This window comes from Corynebacterium tapiri, from assembly GCF_006334925.1.
In the GTDB taxonomy this organism is placed as follows: domain Bacteria; phylum Actinomycetota; class Actinomycetes; order Mycobacteriales; family Mycobacteriaceae; genus Corynebacterium; species Corynebacterium tapiri.
Window position 1 is genome coordinate 286,516 of sequence record NZ_VDHJ01000003.1, and the last position, 14,997, is coordinate 301,512.

Genomic DNA, 14,997 nt, shown 5'->3' on the forward strand with positions numbered 1-14,997 from the left:
GGTCGGGAAAGCGGGGCGGAAAGCGTCGGGAGCCGGCGCAGCTATCGCGTCAAGCGACTAGTGCTTTTCCTTCGGCATTCCGTACTGGAGGTTCAGCATCGTGGTGGACCAGATGAGCAGGACACCGCCGAGGGCGATCATCCAGTAGTAGAAGAAGATGACGCCGAAGCCGAATACGGCGATCGAGCAGGACATCGCGAACGGCCAGATGGAGCTCGGGGAGAAGAAGCCCAGAACGCCAGCGCCGTCCTCGGTCTCTGCCTCTTCGTAATCCTCCGGCAGGAAGTCGGTCCGGTTCTCGATGAACTGGATGTAGCCGCCGAGCATCATCGCCAGAACGAAGGACAGAACCAGGGCGACCGAGCCCGCCCACTCAACGCCGAACAGGTAGGCATCGTCTTGGACGCGCATGGTGGCGAAGATGTACACCACGGTCATCACTGCCAAGAAGGCGGCGATGGAGAACATTACTTTTGCACCGGGACGCATTTTTGCTCCTTAAGTAGTTCCTTGTTTTTTGAGCTTAAGCGAGCTTAGACCTGCTCGTTGGCCGGGATAACGTTGTCACCGTTGCGGGTGCCCGTGCGGTCAGAGTTGAACGGGCGGGTCGTCACGGCGTAAGGATCCTCACCGATGGCCTTCAGAGCCTCGGAGTTCGGGGCCTCCGGGTTATCGATGCGGAACTGCATGTAGTTAGTGAATGCCTCCGGGGAGACAACGCGAACCTCGAAGTTCATCATTGCGTGGTAGGTACCGCACATCTCGGCACAACGTCCGACGTATGCGCCTTCCTCGATGGACTCGATCTGGAAGGAACGCTCCTGCTGGTTGGCCTCGGGGTGAGCGTAGACGTCGCGCTTGAACAAGAACTCCGGAACCCAGAAGGCGTGGGAGACATCGCCCGAAGCGAGGCGGAACTCAACCGGGGTGTTAGCCGGGAGAACCAGAACCGGAACCTCCTCGGTGGTACCCACGGTCTCCACGTCGTTGAAGTTCAGGTAGGACTGATCGCCGAGAGAGTTGCCGTGGATCGGGTTCGGGTTGTGAACATCCTCGCTGTCGGTGCGGGTCTGCTCTGCGAGGCGGGTAGCCTCCTCGTCCTTGCCGTCGTAGTCAGCACCGGTCGGGCTGAGCTCGCCGCCAACATTGGCGTAGCCGAACTTCCAGTTCCACTGGAAGGCGGTGACATCGACGGTGACCTCCGGGTCCTTGTCCAGGGCAACAACCTTCTGCTGGGTCTGCACGGTGAAGAAGAACAGGGACATAACGATCACGATCGGAACGATCGTGAGCACAAGCTCCAGCGGGATGTTGTACTGCAGCTGCTTGGGGAACTCGTCGTCAGTCTTCTTGGCCTGCTTCTTGCGGTTCCATGCGAAGATGGCGGTGAGCATGAGGGCCCACATGATGATGCCGATGATCCAGGCCGCAACCCAGACCCACACCCAGAAGTTGTACATCTCAACGCCCTCAGGGGTCACCGGATCCGGCCATCCCATATCGAGGACGTTTGCCAGAGCCTCCGGCGGCGCAACGTCGCAACCAACCAGAGCAGCTCCGCCGAGTGCGAGCGCACCGGCCAGGCCAAACTTGCGGGCCACCGTGCGCTTCGTTCGCTGTTCCACGTGTGTCTGCCTTCCTGTCCACACAATTCTTCGGTCAATGCCGAACCCGAGCATTCCTACCTAGGCAGAATAGTTCATCGGCATTGGTTTTCCCGCTCCATTCCGCGCGGGAAACATGCATGACAACGAGCCATAGATTGCCAGCTGTCACACATCTAGCTGAAGATCGTACAGGCCAGCGCCAGGTCCTTCATTACAGGGCCGTCATTCATCCCTCCGCGACTGTCACCGACTTCACACCCCCAGTCACCCCTGATCAACCGAAAGTTTGCACCTATTCGGGTATCAAGCAACGCGGGTTGGGCGCGCCACACCGGTTGCCCACCTTTTCCGCTCAGCACCCTAAGGTGGAACAGGAACTCGATCGCTTGATCCTTGAGCGATTTCGATCGCGTATGTACGCCTGCGAAGGAGAAGTATTCAAAGATGTGTGGTCTGTTAGCGATGCTGACGAGCGGCGCCGACGCCGAGAAGTATGTGGGTGCCGCCCGCGACGCTCTCCCCTGCATGCGCCATCGTGGTCCGGACGCTGCTGGCACCTGGAACGATGACCACGCCGTGTTCGGCTTCAACCGACTCAGCATCATCGACCTCGAGCACTCCCACCAGCCCCTGCGCTGGGGGCCCGAAGAGAACCCGGAGCGCTACGCTCTGACATTCAACGGCGAGATCTATAACTTCGTCGAGTTGCGCGAGGAACTTACCGGTCTCGGTTATTCCTTTAATACTGAGGGCGACTCCGAGACGATCGTCGTCGGCTACCACCACTGGGGTGCCGATGTGGTCAACCACCTCCGCGGCATGTTCGGCTTTGTCATTTGGGACACGGAGACCTCGACGGTCTTCGCTGCTCGCGACCAGTTCGGCATCAAGCCGCTGTTCTATGCCACTACCGAAGCAGGCACGGTCTTCGCCTCCGAAAAGAAGTCGATCCTGGAGATGGCGGACGCCATTGGTCTCGACCTCAGCCTTGACCGCCGTGCGATCGAGCATTACGTGGACCTGCAGTATGTGCCGGAGCCCGAGTCTCTGCATGCCGGTATCCGTCGTGTGGAGTCCGGATGCACGGTCACGCTCAAGCCAGGTGGCCAGGTTGAGTCCGAGCGCTACTTCACACCTTCTTTCCAGGTGCAGCCCGTTGCTAAGGGCAACGAGCAGGATCTGTTCGACCGCATCGCTCGGGTGCTGGAAGATTCCGTCGCCAAGCACATGCGCGCCGACGTGACCGTCGGATCTTTCCTCTCCGGCGGCATCGACTCCACCGCGATTGCTGCCCTGGCCAAGCGCCACAACCCGGACCTGCTGACGTTCACCACTGGTTTCGAGCGCGAGGGCTACTCCGAGGTCGACGTGGCCGCAGAATCTGCTGCCGCGATTGGAGCGGAGCACATCGTCAAGATTGTCTCCCCGGAGGAATATGCCGACGCCATCCCGAAGATTATGTGGTACCTCGACGATCCGGTTGCCGACCCTTCGCTGGTTCCGCTCTACTTCGTGGCCGAGACCGCCCGCAAGCATGTCAAGGTCGTCCTCTCGGGCGAAGGCGCCGACGAGCTCTTCGGCGGCTACACCATCTACAAGGAGCCTCTCTCCCTCGCTCCCTTTGAGAAGCTGCCGGCCACCCTTAACCGTGGGCTCAACCGCCTCTCCCGCGTGCTTCCCGACGGTGTCAAGGGCAAGTCGCTACTGGAGCGCGGCACCCAGCCGATGGAGGCCCGGTACTACGGCAACGCTCGTAACTTTAACTTCGAGCAGCTGCAGCGAGTCCTCCCCTGGGCTAAGCCGGAGTGGGATCACCGCGAGGTCACCGCGCCGATTTACCAGTGGTCCAAGGACCTGGAAATGGATCCGGTCGCTCGTATGCAGCACCTGGACCTGTTCACCTGGATGCGCGGCGACATCCTGGTCAAAGCCGACAAGATCAACATGGCCAACTCCCTTGAGCTGCGCGTCCCCTTCCTGGACAAGGAAGTCTTTGAGGTCGCACAGACCATCCCCCATGACCTGAAGATCTCCCACGGGACCACCAAGTACGCGCTGCGCAAGGCTCTCGAGCAGATCGTGCCTCCGCACGTGCTCCACCGCAAGAAGCTCGGCTTCCCGGTTCCGATGCGCCACTGGCTGGCTGGTGACGAGCTCTTCGGATGGGCCCAGGACCAGATCACTGCTTCCCAGACGGAAGACATCTTTGACAAGCAGGCGGTCCTCGAGATGCTCAAGGAGCACCGTGACGGCATCTCTGACCACTCGCGTCGTCTGTGGACGGTCCTTGCTTTCATGGTGTGGCACGGAATCTTCGTCGAAAAGCGCATCGATCCGCAGATCGAGCAGCGCGACTACCCCGTCCAGCTCTAATACAAAAGCGAGCCCGGTGATCGTCACAGTGACGAAGGCCGGGCCCGCTCTCCCCTAGGCCTCGAAGAGGGCCTAGGGGTTTTTCTGCGCCGTGGGTCGTTCCCCGGCGACAGATCAGTTGAAGGAATCGCCGCAGGCGCAGGATCCGCCAGCGTTCGGGTTATCGATGGTGAAGCCCTGAGACTCGATGGTGTCAGAGAAATCGATGGTTGCGCCCATGAGGTAAGGGATGCTCATCTTGTCCACCACGAGGTTGACTCCGCCAATAGTGTCAACCTTGTCACCGTCGAGCGAACGATCGTCGAAGTACAGCTGGTAACGAAGTCCTGCGCAGCCGCCGGGCTGCACGGCGATGCGCAGCGAGAGGTCGTCGCGCCCCTCCTGGTCAAGCAGGGCCTTAGCCTTGGCAGCAGCGGCCTCGGTGAGGATGACGCCGGTGGACGAGGTGGGTGCGGTCATAAACTTGACTCCTTATTACCTATCGATGATGCCCGGTGGGCCGATCCAGCGGGCCACGAGGTGACCCTTACATAAAGGGTAACCATATCGCAGGCACCCGCATTCCCTGTCAACCCTATCGGGCTTGTAACCTGGTCAGTTGTGAAGACTCCGTGGAAGAAATCCGAACAGAATGCTGCTCAGGATGCCCCCAGCGGCTCGACGCGTGCGTCGGATCTGCTGAAGGACGATGCCGTCCAGGCCCAGGCAGCCGCTCCCGCCGCCACCGAGCCCGACCGCGAGCCCGCTGCTGAGAAGAAGCCCGCCCACCAGGGTGCTGGCTCCCAGGCCGCCACGCAGCGCAAGGGTTACACCCCGCCCAAGGGGCGTCCCACTCCGAAGCGTCGCGACCGTGAAATCGAGCGCGGCGTCGTCCGCGATCCCAACAAGCTCACCCCGGCTGAGGCAAGCAAGCGCCGCAAGGAGCTGAAGAAGTCGATGAGCAAGGAGGAGTGGAAGGAATATAAGCGCAAGGAGCGAGAGGAATCCCGCGAGCGCAACCGCATTTATCGAGAGCGCCTGTATTCCGGAGACGAGCGTTACCTCATGGAGCGCGATAAGGGCGACGAGCGCCGCTACGCCCGCGACTGGGTGGACTCCAAGCGCTTTTTCAACAACCTCTTCCTGCCCGTCGCGCTGATCATGTTGCTCTCCTTCTTCCTCACTTCGGTCAACCCGATGGTGGCCAACGTGGTTTCCTCGATCCTCATGATCGCCGTTTTGGTGTTCCTGATCGAGGGCATCTTCATCGGCATCCGTGTGAACAAGGCGGTTCGGGCGAAGTACCCGAACACGACCGACCGCGGTTTCGGTATGGGCTTCTACGCCTTCTCGCGTGCCACCCAGCCGCGCAAATGGCGAACCCCTCGCCCGCGCGTCGCTGTCGGCGATCGGATCTAAACTGCACTCACATACCCAAGTGAGCAGATAGAAAGGTGACCTGCGATGACCGAGCAGACAACGTCCCCGGGATCGTTACCCGCTGATTCGCCGCGCTTCCCGCAGGTCGCCAGCCCAGATTCTTTAAGCGCTGAGCGCCTTTCTGCAGTGCTCAGCTCTACCCCGCGTGGCCTTGCTCTCGGTCGCCTGGCCCCGGTAGCGGTCCTCGCGGCCGGGTGGCAGGCACGCACGGATCCCCAGCCGCCGACGCAGGCGCGAGTCGTCGTTTTTGCCGGAGATAATGGCATCGCCCAGCGCGAAGTCAGCGCTTACGCCCCGGAAGCGTCGTTAACGCAGGCAGAGGAGATCACCGCAGGTGCGGGCCCTGTTAATGCGCTGGCGCGAGTGCAGCAGGCGGGGGTCAGGCTTGTCGACGTCTGCCTCGACCACGATGTGTGGGGAGACGAGCGAGTCAGCCGCTCCTGCCCCGCCATTGACGAGGCAGATGCGATGTCCCCCGATGATCTCGAGCGTGCTCTCGCCATCGGTGCTCGGATCGCGGACAGTGAGGTCGATGCGGGAGCTGACTTACTCATCCCGGGCGAGCTGGGGGTGGGCGGGACCACTGTTACGGCTGCGCTCATGGGGGCTGCCACGCGCACGGAACCGGTCTCCGTGATCGGACCGGGCTCCGGAATCACGGACGAGACCTGGAAGATCAAGGTCACAGCTATCCGGGATGCGATGTTCCGGGCTCGCGGACGCCACGATGACACCGAATTTTTGCTGCGCACCATCGGCTCCCCGGTGCTGGCAGCGCTGAACGGGTTCATCGCCCAGGCAGCTGTCCGGCGCACTCCTGTGCTTCTCGACGGCGCGGCCGTCACCGCCGCAGCTTTCCTTGCTAATCGCCTGGCCCCGGGAACGAAGGACTGGTGCCTAGCCGGCGACCTTTCCCCCGAGCCAGCACATCTGCTAGCGCTCAACGAGCTGGGGCTTACCCCCTTGCTCGCTCTCGACACCGCGCTGGGTCAGGGTTGCGGGGCGATCACTGCATTAGGCCTGGTGCGCTCGGCCTGCGAACTGGCCGGGACGTTCGCCCCGACCGACCCCGCATAAAGCTCGGGGCCCTAAGCACTTAGCGGGTGGCGGGCAGGCGTCGCCAAGCGCGTCGCCTAACCCTGCACCAAGGTGTGACGCCAACCGTGCGCGTCCTCAACCTCACCCTTCTGGATGCCGGTGAGCCGCTCGCGCAGCGCCATCGTGACCGTGCCGGACTCGTTGTTGTTGACCGTGAACTCGCCGCTGTTGCTGAGCACCCGCCCCACCGGAGTGATCACCGCTGCCGTGCCGCAAGCCAGAGCCTCCGTCATAGCGCCGGACGTGGCATCCTCGCGCCATTGCTCCGCTGACACCTTGGTCTCCTCGGTCTGGTACCCCATGTCGCGAGCAACCTGCAGGAGGGAGTCGCGGGTAATCCCTGGCAGCAGAGAGCCCGACAGCTCTGGGGTGACCAGGCGGACGTCGTCGCCCGCACCATAGACGAACATAAGGTTCATGCCGCCCATTTCTTCCACGTAGCGCCGCTCGATCGCGTCGAGCCAAACGACCTGGTCGCAGCCCTTTTCCTCGGCCTGGGCCTGAGCCAAGAGGGAGGCCGCGTAGTTGCCAGCGAACTTCGCTGCACCGGTGCCACCCGGAGCTGCACGAACGTAGTCCTCTCCCAACCAGACCGAGACCGGCGTGATGCCATTGGCAAAGTAGGCACCCGAGGGAGAGGCAATCACGAAGAAGGAGTACGCATCAGCGGGAGCAACTCCCAGCGAGACCTCGGTGGAGATCATGAACGGGCGGATGTACAGGGCTTCTTCTCCGCCGGCTGCCGGGACCCAGTCCTGGTCGATGTCGACTAACTGACGCAAGGACTCGATAAACAGCTCGGTAGGCAATTGCGGCATGGCCATGCGCTCGGCGGAACGCTGCATGCGCTGGGCGTTAGCATCCGGGCGGAAGGTGGCAATGGAACCATCGGGCTGACGGTAGGCCTTGATTCCCTCGAAAATTGCCTGGCCGTAATGGAAGACGGTGGTCGCCGGGTCCAGCTGAAGTGGCTGATACGGCAGCACCTGCGCGTTGTGCCAGCCAGCGTCTGCGGTCCAATCAATGCGCACCATGTGATCGGTAAAGTTCTGGCCAAATCGAGGCTGAGCCAAGATTTCGGCACGCTTCTCATCAGAAACTGGATCCGGATTACGGGTTACTGAAAATTCTAAGGAGCTCATTCCCCCAACCTACCCCGCTCACATGCACGGGGCGTTAGGCTGGCGAATATTGGCGCCCATACCCGCGCCACTGAGTTGATGAACGCCATGAATGAAAAGGAGCTTGAAGGATGCCGAAGTTGGAGACGCGTCTTCCGGCACGCGGGCGCACCCCGCAGGTGGAACTAGAGAAGAAGGCACCCAAGCAGGTCGATGCTTTCCTCGTCGCAGTTTTTGAGGGTGAGGATGCGACCCTTGAACTCCCGGCCAGCTCTCTGCTGAGCTCCGGCGACACCAAGAAGATCTTCGCCGCTCTGAGTGCTGTCGATGCGAAGGGCAGCCTCGGTGCTGTCACCCGCGTTCCGGCGCCGGAGGGTGTGGGCGCCAGCGCTGTGGTCGCAGTGGGCCTGGGTTCCCCCGAGGAGCTTGACGACGAGTCGGTCCGCCGCGCAGCAGGAGTTGCCGCCCGCACTCTGGGATCCCTGGAAACGGTAGCCACGAGCCTGGGCGACTTCGGCCTGGCCGCCACAGTAGAGGGTCTTCTCCTCGGCGGTTACGAGTACCGTGGTCTGCGTTCTGAGCGCACGGCCGAGGATCGCCCTGCCACCACCTTCACCCTGGTGGGAGATCCCAAGCAGGACAAGGAAGAGTTCGTCTCCGCTCACATCACCGCCGAGCAGGTGTGCTTTGCCCGCGACCTGGTGAACACCCCAGCCTCCCACCTCTACCCGGAGAGCTACGCGCAGATCATCGCCGACGCCGCTGAGGCCGCAGGCCTGAAGGTAGAGATCCTGGACGAGAACAAGCTCAAGGCGCAGGGCTTTGGCGGCATCCTTGCCGTTGGCCAAGGTTCCGATCGCGCACCGCGCGTTGTGCGCCTGACGTGGAAGCCCAAGAAGGCCAAGTCCTCGGTGGCGCTGGTGGGCAAGGGCATCACCTTCGATACCGGCGGAATCTCGCTGAAGCCCGGCGCACACATGGAGAACATGATCTCTGACATGGGTGGCTCTGCCGCTGTGGTCGGAGCGACCATCGCGGCCGCTCGCCTGAACCTCCCCGTGGCTGTGACGGCAACGATCCCGCTGGCAGAGAACATGCCGTCCGGTTCTGCGACCCGTCCCGGTGACGTGATTACCCACTACGGTGGCATCACCTCTGAGGTAATCAACACCGACGCCGAGGGCCGTCTAGTGCTTGCAGACGCCATCGCCCGTGCAAGCGAGGACAAGCCCGACTACCTCATCGAGACCGCAACCCTGACCGGTGCACAGCTGGTCGCCCTGGGTGCGCGGACCGCCGGCGTGATGGGATCCGATCAGTTCCGTGACTCCGTTGCTCGCGCTGGCCAGCTCGTGGGTGAAAACGCCTGGGCCATGCCCCTGCTCGAGGAACACGACGAGGACATCAAGAGCCCGGTGGCGGACATCCGCAACCACGCAAACTCCCGCAATGGCGGCATGCTCTTCGCCGGCGCTTACCTGAGCCGCTTCGTGGGCGAGGGAATCCAGTGGGCACACATCGACGTGGCTGGGCCGTCCTTCAATGAGGGCTCGGCTTTTGGTTACACCCCCAAGCGCGCAACCGGTGCTCCGGTCCGCACGATCGTGCAGTGCCTGCGCGATATCGCCGTGGAGGCTTAGAGGTTTTAAGCCTCTAGGCCAACGGGTTTTCGCCGCGCTCGAATCGGGCGCGGCGTTCGCGTTGTTCTTGACGCTTGCGCAGAATGCGATCGCGCTCGATGCGCTTGCGCATGCGTTCGGGGTAACCGGTCTCTTCGACGTCAAAGACAGGGACGTCCAGCAGATGAGCTACTGCGTCTATGCCCTTTGGCCCGCCGATTGGACGCCGGGTGAAGTCTCCATCGGCGTCGACGAGTACCACGGACATTTCGTTGACTATGGTCTCTGGTTCTACGAAGGCCTCGATGAATTCTCGCTCCTTAACCCACTGGGCAAGTGCCTGAGCGTCGTGGGGGCGAATCGTATCCCCCGGGGCGCGGGGTGGCCGCAGCGGGGAATTGCGTGCCTTACGCCGAGAAAACCAGTTGAACACGGGTGCAATTGTATGCAGCCGAAGTCACCCGCGGATGCGGGGGTCATGGCACACACCTAGCGGGTATTACGGGTACGCTAGTGCGCAATAACCATCGTCTCTTTTCACAATTCGTCGAGGAGTCTTACACAACATGGCCTACTCCGTAGAGATGCCCGAGCTGGGCGAGTCCGTCACCGAGGGCACCATCACCCAGTGGCTGAAGGAAGTTGGCGACACCGTCGAGGCTGACGAGGCGCTGCTCGAGGTCTCCACCGACAAGGTCGACACCGAGGTCCCCTCCCCCAAGTCCGGCGTTCTGCTGGAAATTAAGGCCGAAGAGGATGACACCGTCGAGGTGGGATCTGTAATCGCCATCATCGGTGAAGAGGGCGAGTCCGCAGGCGATTCCTCCTCCGACGAGGCTGAGAAGTCCGAGGAATCCGAGAAGGCTGAAGAGGCCGAGGCTTCCGAGGAGCCCAAGGAAGAGAAGAAGACGGAGAAGTCCGAGAAGCCTGCCAAGAAGTCTTCCGGATCCGCTACTGACGTGACCATGCCGGAGCTCGGCGAGTCCGTCACCGAGGGCACCATCACCCAGTGGCTGAAGGAAGTCGGCGACACCGTCGAGGTCGACGACGCCCTTCTCGAGGTCTCCACTGACAAGGTCGACACCGAGGTTCCTTCCCCGGTCGCCGGCACCATCCTGGAAATCCTCGCCGAGGAAGACGACACCGTCGAGGTCGGCGCCGTGATCGTCAAGATCGGCGACCCCGACTCCGCCGAGGCCGAGGACTCCTCCGACGAGTCCTCTGACGACGAGGCAGCAGACGCCGACGGCGTGCCCTCCGAGGCTGCTATCCGCGAGTCCGAGACTCAGGACGAGAACGAGACCGTCGAGGACGCAAAGTCCGACAAGCCGGTCGAGGAGAAGAAGTCCGAGAAGCCTGCCAAGAAGTCTTCCGGCTCCGCTACCGACGTGACCATGCCGGAGCTCGGCGAGTCCGTCACCGAGGGCACCATCACCCAGTGGCTGAAGGAAGTCGGCGACACCGTCGAGGTTGACGACGCCCTTCTCGAGGTCTCCACCGACAAGGTCGACACCGAGGTCCCCTCCCCGGTCGCCGGCACCATCCTGGAAATCCTCGCCGAGGAAGACGACACCGTCGAGGTCGGCGCCGTGATCGTCAAGATCGGCGACCCCGACTCCGCCGAGGCCGAGGACTCCTCCGACGACTCCTCTGACGACGAGGGGGAGCCTGCTGAGGAGCAGGATTCCTCCGAGGAGACCGCCTCCGAAGAAAAGGCCGAGGCTCCTGCCGAGAAGACCGAGACGACCGAGAAGTCCGAGGAGCCGAAGAAGTCGGAGTCCAAGGTCAACGCCGGTGGCAACGTTCCTTACGTCACCCCGCTGGTACGCAAGCTCGCTGACAAGCACGGTGTCGACCTGAACACCGTCGAGGGCACTGGCGTGGGCGGCCGCATCCGCAAGCAGGATGTTCTCGCAGCTGCCGAGGGTGGCGCCGAGCAGGCTGGCTCCTCCGAGGAGCAGTCCGGCGGTGCTCGTGCCAACTGGTCCACCAAGTCCGTGGATCCGGCCAAGGCTGAGCTGATCGGTACGACCCAGAAGGTCAACCGCATCCGTCAGATCACCGCCGCCAAGATGGTGGAGTCCCTGCAGACCTCCGCGCAGCTCACCCACGTACAGGAAGTCGACATGTCCCGCATCTGGGATCTGCGCAAGGCCAACAAGCAGGCTTTCATCGATGCTCACGGCGTCAACTTGACCTTCCTCGGCTTCATTGTGAAGGCCACCGCCGAGGCGCTGGTCTCCCACCCGAACGTCAACGCGTCCTACAACGCTGAGACCAAGGAGATGACCTACCACGCGGACGTCAACATCGGCATCGCCGTGGACACCCCGCAGGGCCTGCTGGTTCCGGTGATCAAGAAGGCTCAGGACAAGTCCCTGCCGGAGATCGCCAAGGAGATCGTCGACCTGGCCGACCGCGCGCGCAACAAGAAGCTGCGCCCGGACGACCTGAGCGGTGCCACCTTCACGGTGACCAACATCGGTTCCGAGGGCGCGCTGCTGGATACCCCGATTCTCACCCCGCCGCAGGCCGGCATCCTGGGTACCGCGGCCATCGAGAAGCGCCCGGTGGTCGTCACCGAGGACGGCGTGGACGCCATCGCTATCCGCTACATGTGTTACCTGCCGTTCACCTACGATCACCAGATCGTCGACGGTGCAGATGCTGGTCGCTTCATCACCACGATCAAGGACCGTCTGGAGACCGCCAACTTCCAGGCAGACCTCGAGCTGAAGTAGCGCACGGGCGTCGATAAGCCCCCAACGCCGAGCAGTTTTTTGGAGTGTGACACTCCTTACTGCTCGGCGTTGTTGTGTATGTAAATCACCCCGGAGCGGGTGGAGGCGCGCATTTCCTCTTTATACTGAAGGACGTATCTCACACGATTCCTACAGGAGGGATGCTCCACATGGCCCTTACCCCGGTCAGCGACGGCAGCAACTACGTCGCCCGACACCTTGGACCGAACAGAAGCGAAGCGGAGCAGATGCTCAGCGTCGTGGGGTATGACTCCCTCGACGCGCTTATCGACGCCGCCTTGCCTTCCGCAATCCGCCAAGATTCGGCACCCCAACTGCCTCCAGCACTGGGTGAGCATGAAGCGCAGCACCGCCTGCACGAGCTGGCTGCGAAAAACGTTGTCAAGAAGTCGTTCTACGGCCAGGGCTTTTCCGACACCATCACTCCCCCGGTCATCCGCCGCGGCGTGATCGAAGACGCCGGCTGGTACACCGCGTACACCCCCTACCAGCCGGAGATCTCCCAGGGCCGCCTGGAAGCACTTCTGAACTTCCAGACCATGATCCAGGAGCTAACGGGCCTGCCCATCGCTAACGCCTCGCTTCTCGACGAAGCCTCGGCTGTCGCCGAGGCCGTGGGCCTGATGTCTCGCGCGGTCAAGAAGGGCCGCAAGGTCGTATTGGATTCTCGCCTGCACCCGCAGGTCCTGGCAGTCGCCGCCGAGCGTGCTCGTGCCATTGAGCTCGAGGTGGAGATCACCGATGTGACCTCTGGCCTGGTCGGCGAGGATCTCGTGGGCGTGGTCATCGCGTACCCGGGTACCGAGGGCGACATTGTGGATCCTTCCCCGATCATCGAGGAGATCCACACCCGCGGTGGACTGGCAGCCGTGGCCAGCGACCCGCTGTCTCTGCTGCTGCTGAAGTCTCCCGGTTCTTTGGGCGCCGACATCGTGGTGGGTAACTCCCAGCGATTCGGCGTCCCTCTGTTTTTCGGAGGCCCGCATGCCGCCTACATCGCAGTGACGGAAAAGCTCAAGCGCCAGATTCCAGGACGCATCGTGGGCGTGTCCAAGGACGCCGAGGGCCGCCCGGCTTATCGTCTTGCCCTGCAGACGCGTGAGCAGCACATTCGCCGTGAGCGCGCCACCAGCAACATCTGTACCGCCCAGGCGCTTCTTGCCGTGGCCGCTTCCATGTACGCCGTCTACCACGGCCCCGAGGGACTGAAGACGATCGCCGAGCGCGTCCACGAGCTGGCTGTTCGTTTCGCAGATGCCGTGGGCACGGTCAAGCACGAGAATTTCTTCGACACCGTCGCCGTTGAGGTTCCGGGCCGCGCTGCCGAGGTCGTCGAGGCTGCCGGCGAGGCAGGCTACCTGCTGCGCGTCATCGATGCAGACACCGTGGGTGTGAGCTTCGGCGAGTCCGCCACTGAGGAAGACGTTAATCGCCTGGCCTCTTTCTTCTCCGCGGAGGTCTCCGGAGAGGCTGCACCGAGTTCGCGTCTGCCCGAGGGGCTACGCCGCGACGAACCGGCGCTGAGCCACCCGATCTTCAGCTCCGTTCACTCGGAGACGCAGATGATGCGCTACATCCGCATGCTGGGCGACAAGGACCTGGCGCTGGATCGCACCATGATCCCGCTGGGATCGTGCACGATGAAGCTCAACCCCACCGCCGGCCTGGAGACGATTACCTGGCCCGGTTTCGCCAACATTCACCCCTACGCGCCCGAGTCCGACACGGCTGGCTGGCGCGAGCTCATCGAGCAGCTCGAGGAGTGGCTGGCCCAGGTGACCGGTTACGCCAAGGTCTCTATCCAGCCCAACGCGGGATCGCAGGGTGAGCTGGCTGGTCTGCTGGCGATCCGCCGCTACCACGTTGCCAACGGTGACTCCGAGCGTGATGTCTGCCTGATCCCAGCCTCCGCCCACGGCACCAACGCGGCCTCGGCCGTCTTGGCGAACCTGCGCGTGGTCGTCGTGGCCACCGACAAGGACGGCTCGGTCGACCTTAATGACCTGGATGAGAAGATCGCCACGCACGGTGAGCGCCTGGCCGCGATCATGATCACCTACCCGTCCACGCACGGCGTCTTCGAGGATTCCGTGCGCGATGTGTGCTCCAAGGTGCACGCCGCGGGCGGCCAGGTCTACATCGATGGCGCCAACATGAACGCCATGGCCGGGCTAGCAAAGCCGGGCGAGTTCGGCGGCGACGTCTCGCACTTGAACCTGCACAAGACCTTCACTATCCCGCACGGCGGCGGTGGCCCGGGCGTGGGCCCGGTGGCCGTAGCCGCGCACCTGGTGGACTACCTGCCCAGCGACCCGCTGGGCACCGATCCGTCCACCGAGCTCGAGGTCGGCCGCGGCGTGCCGATCACCGCAACCCGCTACGGTTCCGCAGGCGTGCTGCAAATCCCGTGGTCTTACCTGGCGATGACGGGCGCGGACGGCCAGGCCAACGCCACCGCCCACGCAATCCTGGGCGCCAACTACCTGGCCAAGCGCCTCAATGACGCTTTCCCGGTCCTCTACACCGGCAAGAGCGGCCTGGTCGGCCACGAGTGCATCATCGACCTGCGCCCGCTCACGGACGCCTCCGGCGTCACCGCGGCCGATGTGTGTAAGCGACTGGTCGACTTCGGCTTCCACGCCCCCACCCTGGCATTCCCGGTCGCCGGCACGCTCATGGTCGAGCCCACCGAGTCCGAGGATTTGGGAGAGCTGGAGCGCTTCGTCGAGGCGATGCTGACCATCCGCGCCGAGATCCAGGAGATCATCGACGGCGCGGTGGCCTACGAGGACTCCGTCATCCACCACGCTCCTTACACCGCACACAGCGTGTCCAGCGACGAGTGGAACTACTCCTTCAGCCGCGAGAAGGCCGCGTGGCCTGTGCAGGCGCTGCGCCGCGCCAAGTACTTCCCGCCAGTGCGGCGTATCGACGACGCCTACGGCGACCGCAACCTGGTCTGCTCCTGCCCGCCCCCAGAAGCTTTCGAGCTCTAGCC

At 63.0% G+C, this 14,997-nt stretch carries 11 protein-coding genes; 6 read left to right on the forward strand and 5 right to left on the reverse strand.

All coding sequences use genetic code 11. From position 1 onward, the window contains the following. Positions 1-57 precede the first annotated feature (57 nt). Together ctaF and ctaC are read right to left on the reverse strand one after the other, a co-directional pair. Positions 58-489, reverse strand: coding sequence for an aa3-type cytochrome oxidase subunit IV (gene ctaF / locus FHE74_RS03490; protein WP_139465100.1), 432 nt, complete (start codon positions 487-489; stop codon positions 58-60). Between the two features lie 44 nt (positions 490-533). Continuing rightward, complete coding sequence (gene ctaC, locus FHE74_RS03495; RefSeq protein WP_139465101.1) at positions 534-1,625, reverse strand: aa3-type cytochrome oxidase subunit II; 1,092 nt, start codon at positions 1,623-1,625, stop codon at positions 534-536. Between the two features lie 426 nt (positions 1,626-2,051). Between ctaC and asnB the strand changes: the two genes are divergently transcribed. After that, positions 2,052-3,980 carry an asparagine synthase (glutamine-hydrolyzing) gene (asnB, locus tag FHE74_RS03500; RefSeq protein ID WP_139465102.1) on the forward strand — a complete coding sequence of 643 codons (1,929 nt, stop codon included), beginning with the start codon at positions 2,052-2,054 and terminating at the stop codon, positions 3,978-3,980. A 114-nt stretch (positions 3,981-4,094) separates the two neighbouring features. Here asnB and FHE74_RS03505 read toward each other — a convergent pair whose 3' ends face one another. Further along, on the reverse strand, positions 4,095-4,439 hold the full coding sequence (locus FHE74_RS03505; RefSeq protein WP_139465103.1) for a HesB/IscA family protein: 345 nt from the start codon (positions 4,437-4,439) through the stop codon (positions 4,095-4,097). 141 nt (positions 4,440-4,580) lie between these two features. Here FHE74_RS03505 and FHE74_RS03510 point away from each other — a divergent pair, with 141 nt between their 5' ends. Further along, positions 4,581-5,378 carry a DUF3043 domain-containing protein gene (locus tag FHE74_RS03510; RefSeq protein ID WP_139465104.1) on the forward strand — a complete coding sequence of 266 codons (798 nt, stop codon included), beginning with the start codon at positions 4,581-4,583 and terminating at the stop codon, positions 5,376-5,378. A gap of 45 nt (positions 5,379-5,423) precedes the next feature. Then, positions 5,424-6,476, forward strand: a complete 1,053-nt coding sequence (locus FHE74_RS03515) for a nicotinate-nucleotide--dimethylbenzimidazole phosphoribosyltransferase (RefSeq protein WP_139465105.1) — start codon at positions 5,424-5,426, stop codon at positions 6,474-6,476. A gap of 56 nt (positions 6,477-6,532) precedes the next feature. Here the strand turns inward: FHE74_RS03515 and FHE74_RS03520 are convergent, their stop codons facing one another. Beyond that, positions 6,533-7,639: a branched-chain amino acid aminotransferase gene (locus FHE74_RS03520; protein ID WP_139465106.1), complete on the reverse strand. Its 1,107-nt coding sequence runs from the start codon at positions 7,637-7,639 to the stop codon at positions 6,533-6,535. Between the two features lie 110 nt (positions 7,640-7,749). On the opposite strand from FHE74_RS03520, the gene FHE74_RS03525 reads away from it, so the two are divergent. After that, positions 7,750-9,258 carry a leucyl aminopeptidase gene (locus FHE74_RS03525; protein ID WP_139465107.1) on the forward strand — a complete coding sequence of 503 codons (1,509 nt, stop codon included), beginning with the start codon at positions 7,750-7,752 and terminating at the stop codon, positions 9,256-9,258. Between the two features lie 13 nt (positions 9,259-9,271). On the opposite strand, the gene FHE74_RS03530 is transcribed toward FHE74_RS03525, so the two are convergent. Further along, positions 9,272-9,670: an oxidoreductase gene (locus FHE74_RS03530; RefSeq protein WP_139465108.1), complete on the reverse strand. Its 399-nt coding sequence runs from the start codon at positions 9,668-9,670 to the stop codon at positions 9,272-9,274. Between the two features lie 133 nt (positions 9,671-9,803). On the opposite strand from FHE74_RS03530, the gene sucB reads away from it, so the two are divergent. Both sucB and gcvP read left to right on the forward strand, forming a co-directional pair. Continuing rightward, positions 9,804-11,978 (forward strand): 2-oxoglutarate dehydrogenase, E2 component, dihydrolipoamide succinyltransferase, encoded by a 2,175-nt coding sequence (gene sucB / locus FHE74_RS03535; RefSeq protein ID WP_139465109.1) that lies wholly within the window; start codon positions 9,804-9,806, stop codon positions 11,976-11,978. A gap of 170 nt (positions 11,979-12,148) precedes the next feature. Continuing rightward, positions 12,149-14,995 carry an aminomethyl-transferring glycine dehydrogenase gene (gene gcvP, locus FHE74_RS03540; RefSeq protein WP_139465110.1) on the forward strand — a complete coding sequence of 949 codons (2,847 nt, stop codon included), beginning with the start codon at positions 12,149-12,151 and terminating at the stop codon, positions 14,993-14,995. Positions 14,996-14,997 lie beyond the last annotated feature (2 nt).